This window comes from Subtercola sp. YIM 133946 (assembly GCF_036553535.1).
GTDB lineage: Bacteria > Actinomycetota > Actinomycetes > Actinomycetales > Microbacteriaceae > Subtercola.
The window spans coordinates 1-5,153 of the sequence record NZ_JAZHPE010000044.1 but is presented as its reverse complement, the minus strand read 5'-3'; the positions used below and the strand labels follow the sequence as shown (position 1 = coordinate 5,153).

3 protein-coding genes are annotated in these 5,153 nt (G+C 68.1%); 2 read left to right on the top strand and 1 reads right to left on the bottom strand.

All coding sequences use genetic code 11. The features are described from left to right. Positions 1-172: 172 nt before the first annotated feature. The gene (locus V3W46_RS14030) at positions 173-988 is read right to left on the bottom strand and encodes a ParA family protein (protein WP_331783748.1); all 816 of its coding nucleotides are present in this window, start codon (positions 986-988) and stop codon (positions 173-175) included. An 89-nt stretch (positions 989-1,077) separates the two neighbouring features. Between V3W46_RS14030 and V3W46_RS14025 the strand changes: the two genes are divergently transcribed. Both V3W46_RS14025 and def read left to right on the top strand, forming a co-directional pair. After that, positions 1,078-4,482 (top strand): pyruvate carboxylase, encoded by a 3,405-nt coding sequence (locus tag V3W46_RS14025; RefSeq protein WP_331783747.1) that lies wholly within the window; start codon positions 1,078-1,080, stop codon positions 4,480-4,482. Positions 4,483-4,528: 46 nt separating this feature from the next. Further along, positions 4,529-5,020: a peptide deformylase gene (def, locus tag V3W46_RS14020; RefSeq protein ID WP_331783746.1), complete on the top strand. Its 492-nt coding sequence runs from the start codon at positions 4,529-4,531 to the stop codon at positions 5,018-5,020. Positions 5,021-5,153: the final 133 nt, after the last annotated feature.

Below are 5,153 nucleotides of genomic sequence, written 5' to 3'. Positions count from 1 at the left end.
GGTTGAGTAGCGCGACGCGCAGCGTCACGCGTATCGAAACCGACTGCGCTACCCCCGCCGGTTGAGTAGCGCGACGCGCAGCGTCACGCGTATCGAAACCACTGCGCCACCCCCGCTGGTTGAGTAGCGCGACGCGCAGCGTCACGCGTATCGAAACCGACTGCGCCGAGACTCAGGCCTTGGTGGCGAGGTCGGCGTAGTCGCCGAGACGCCCTGTTCGCATCACGCGCTCGAGCAGAAGGTCGAAGTTGCGCGCCATCTCCTGCGCGCCCTCACCGGGCCACACGTGCAGCGGCTTCGCCGCACCCTGGGCCTGCTGCAACGACGTGCGCTCGGGCAGTTGGGGTGAGAGCACCAGCGGGCCGAACATGTCGCGCAGCTCTTTGATGCGAAACTGGTGCTCGAGCGACTGCGACCGCACGCGGTTCACGATGATGCCGAGCGGCTGGAGGCGGGGGGAGAGACCGCGGCGGATCTCTTCGATGGCGCGCAGCGCGCGGTCGGCAGCGGCCACTGAGAACAGTCCCGGCTCGGTCACGACGGTGACGCGGTCACTCGCGGCCCACGCGGTGCGCGTCAGGGCGTTCAGCGAGGGGGCGCAGTCGATCAGCACGAGGTCGTAGTCGCTCTCGACGGTGGCGAGGGCTTCTTCGAGTTTCCAGATGTCGCGGATCGACGGATGCGGGCCGTCGAAGTTCAGCGCCGACGGCGACCCGATCAGCACGTCGATGGTGCCGCCGCGGTCTTTGGTCCAGCCGCTGGGCGCGATGGCCGCCCGAACGATCTTCTCCTTCGGCGAGGCCAGCACGTCGGCCACGTTCAGGTGACCGGCGACGTTGATGTCCATACCGGTCGAGACGTCGGACTGCGGGTCGAGATCGACCACCAGCGTGCGCAGCCCCTTCGCGAAGGCTGCCGAAGCCAGACCGAGGGTAACGGTCGTCTTACCGACACCGCCCTTGAGTGAGCTGACGCTGAGTACATGCACAATCGTCTACGTTACCTTCACTAGGCTGGAGGAACCTAACTGTCTCCTGTGTGCCGCATGGATGCCGCACGACAACCAGAAGGACCTCCATGTTCAAGAAGATCCTGGTAGCAAACCGTGGCGAGATCGCCATTCGGGCGTTTCGGGCGGCCTATGAATTGGGGGCAGCAACGGTCGCGGTGTTTCCGTACGAAGACCGCAACTCGATGCACCGCCTCAAGGCCGATGAGGCGTACCAGATCGGCGAGGTCGGGCATCCGGTTCGGGCCTATCTCGACGTGAGCGAGATCATCCGGGTGGCGAAGGAGTCGGGCGCCGACGCGATCTACCCGGGCTACGGTTTTTTGTCGGAGAACCCCGAGCTGGCGAAGGCGGCGGCCGAGAACGGCATCACGTTCATCGGCCCCGGCCAGCACGTGCTCGAGATGGCGGGAAACAAGGTCACCGCGAAGGAGCACGCGATCGCAGCCGGCGTTCCGGTGCTGAAGTCGACTCCGGCCACCCAAGACATCGAAGAGCTCATCGCGGGGGCAGCGGCCATCGGGTTCCCGATCTTCGCCAAGGCCGTCGCCGGCGGTGGCGGGCGGGGCATGCGGCGGGTCGAGACGGCCGACGAGCTGCGCCCGGCACTCGAGGCGGCGATGCGGGAGGCCGACAGCGCGTTCGGTGACCCCACCATGTTTCTCGAGCAGGCCGTTCTGAGGCCGCGGCACATCGAGGTGCAGATCCTAGCCGATGCGCACGGCACCACGCTGCACCTGTTCGAGCGCGACTGCTCGGTGCAGCGCCGCAACCAGAAGGTCATCGAGATCGCGCCGGCTCCCAACATCAGCGATGAGCTGCGTGATGCCCTGCACGCCGACGCGATCAAATTCGCCAAGTCGATCGGGTACGTGAATGCGGGTACCGTCGAGTTTCTGGTCGACACCGTGGGGGAGCGCGCGGGCGAGCACGTGTTCATCGAGATGAACCCGCGCATCCAGGTCGAGCACACGGTGACCGAAGAGGTCACCGACGTCGACCTGGTGCAATCGCAGATGCTCATCGCCTCGGGCTCGTCGCTCGCAGAGCTCGGGCTCAGCCAAGACACCATCGTGCTGCGCGGTGCCGCGCTGCAGTGCCGCATCACCACCGAAGACCCGAACGCCGGGTTCCGCCCCGACACGGGCAAGATCACCACCTACCGTTCGCCGGGCGGCGCCGGCATCCGCCTCGACGGCGGCACCGTGGCATCCGGTGCGCAGATCAGCCCGCACTTCGACTCGATGCTCGCCAAGCTCACCTGCCGCGGCCGCGACTTCGCCACCGCCGTACGCCGGTCGAAGCGGGCGCTGGCCGAGTTCCGCATCCGCGGCGTCTCGACGAACATCCCCTTTCTGCAGGCGGTGCTCGACGACCCGGCCTTCGTGGCCGGCGACCTGAGCACATCGTTCATCGAAGAGCGCCCGCAGCTGTTCGCCACCCACGTGTCGAAAGACCGCGGAACGAAGATCATGAACTGGCTCGCCGACGTCACGGTGAACCAGCCGAACGGCAAGCGGCCCGGCTCGGTGAACCCGGCGGCGAAGCTGCCCGCGCTCGACCTGTCGACGCCGGCACCTGCCGGTTCGCGCCAGCGGCTGCTCGAGCTCGGGCCGGTCGGTTTCGCCGCCGACCTGCGCGCGCAGACCGCCCTCGCCGTGACCGAGACGACGATGCGGGATGCCCACCAGTCGCTGCTCGCCACCCGGGTGCGCACGAAAGACCTCGTGGCCGTTGCGCCCTACGTCGCCCGCATGACTCCCGGCCTCTTCTCGATGGAGGCGTGGGGCGGCGCCACCTACGACGTGGCGCTGCGGTTCCTCGGCGAAGACCCATGGGAGCGGCTCACCGCGCTGCGTGAGGCGCTGCCCAACGTGGCTCTGCAGATGCTGCTGCGCGGCCGCAACACGGTGGGCTACACGCCGTACCCCACCGAGGTCACCGACGCATTCGTGCGGGAGGCCGCGGCGTCGGGGGTCGACATCTTCCGCATCTTCGACGCGCTGAACGACGTCAACCAGATGCGGCCCGCCATCGAGTCGGTGCTCGCCACCGGCACGACGGTGGCCGAGGTGGCCGTCTGCTACACGGGCGACCTGCTCGACCCGGCCGAAGACCTGTACACGCTCGACTACTACCTGCGTCTGGCCGAGACGATCGTGGCCTCGGGAGCGCACATCCTCGCCATCAAAGACATGGCGGGTCTCCTGCGGCCCTACGCCGCAGAGAAACTCGTCACCGCGTTCCGCGAGAACTTCGGGCTGCCGGTGCACGTGCACACCCACGACACCGCGGGCGGGCAGCTCGCCACCCTGCTCGCCGCCTCGCGTGCGGGTGCCGACGCGGTGGATGTGGCCAGTGCGCCGATGGCCGGCACCACCAGCCAGCCGTCGGCGTCCGCCCTGGTCGCCGCCCTCGCGCACACCGAGCGCGACACCGGGCTGTCGCTGCAGGCCGTCTCAGACCTCGAGCCGTACTGGGAGGCCGTGCGCGAGATCTACCGGCCGTTCGAGTCGGGGCTGCCCGGCCCCACCGGGCGCGTGTACAAGCACGAGATTCCGGGCGGCCAGCTGTCGAACCTGCGCCAGCAGGCCATTGCGCTCGGCCTGGCCGACCACTTCGAGAAGATCGAAGACCTCTATGCCGCGGCCAACAACATCCTCGGCCGTATTCCGAAGGTCACCCCCTCGTCGAAGGTCGTCGGCGACCTCGCCCTGCAACTCGCCGCCGTGGGTGCCGACCCGGCCGACTTCGCCGAGAACCCCCAGAACTACGACATCCCCGACAGCGTCATCGGTTTCATGGCGGGTGAACTCGGCGACCTGCCGGGCGGCTGGCCCGAACCGTTCCGCACCAAGGTACTCGCCGGCCGTGACGTCAGGGTCGGCGTCACCGACGTCAGCGACGCCGACAGGGCGCTGCTCGACGGCAGCTCGGCCGAGCGGCGCGACACTCTCAACCGGCTGCTCTTTCCCGGCCCGACCGCCACGTTCGCGCAGGTGCGGGAGAGCTACGGCGACCTCTCGGCCGTCGACACCGTCGACTACCTCTACGGGCTCGAACAGGGCGATGAGCACGTGGTCGAGATCTCGAAGGGTGTGCGGCTCTTCGTGGGGCTCGAGGCGATCGGCGAGGTCGACGAGAAGGGCATGCGCACCGTCATGACCATCCTCAACGGCCAGCTGCGGCCCGTCTCGGTACGCGACACCAGCGTGAAGGTCACCGTCACTCAGGCCGAGAAGGCCGACAGCGCGCGCGCCGGGCACGTCGCAGCCCCGTTCTCGGGCGTCGTCACCCTCAAGGTCGCCGAGGGCGACGTGCTCGCGGCCGGCGATGCGGTCGCGACCATCGAGGCCATGAAGATGGAGGCGGCGATCACCACCGCGGTCGGCGGCACCGTGAAGCGGCTCGCCATACCGACGACGCAACAGGTCGAAGCGGGCGACCTGCTCGTGGTCGTCGAGCCCGCCTGACGTTTGATACGGTCGAAAGACGACCCACCCCCAGGAGAACTCAACAATGACCGTGCGTGAGATTCGCATCTTCGGTGACCCCGTGCTCAAGACCGTCTCTGACGAGGTCGCAGCGATCGACGACCGGGTGCGGGGGCTGGTGGATGATCTGCTCGAGACCGTGCAGGTGCCGGGCCGCGCGGGCGTCGCGGCCTCGCAGATCGGGGTGAACCTGCGCGCCTTCAGCTACTTCGTCGACGGCGAACTCGGCTACCTGATCAACCCGCGCATCGTCGAACTCTCGGGTGAGCCCGAATTCATGGACGAGGGCTGCCTCTCGGTGCCGAACCTCTGGTTCAAGACGAAGCGTTACCCGTTCGCCCGTGCGGTGGGCACCGACGTCGACGGCAACGAGGTCGAAGTGTCGGGCACGGGAGTGCTCGCCCAGGCCCTGCAGCACGAGACCGACCACCTCGACGGCATGCTCTACCTCGACCGCCTCGAGAAAGACACCCGCCGCGAGGCGATGCGCCAGGTTCGCGAGTCTGACTGGTTCTGAGGCGGGCGGGTTTCGCTACGCGGGGGTTTCGATACGCGCTGCGCGCTACTCAACCGGCGGAGGCGCTGGGTGAGTAGCGGCGCGGAGCGTCGCGTATCGAAACCCCTACGTGTGCGGGTTTCGATAGGCGCTG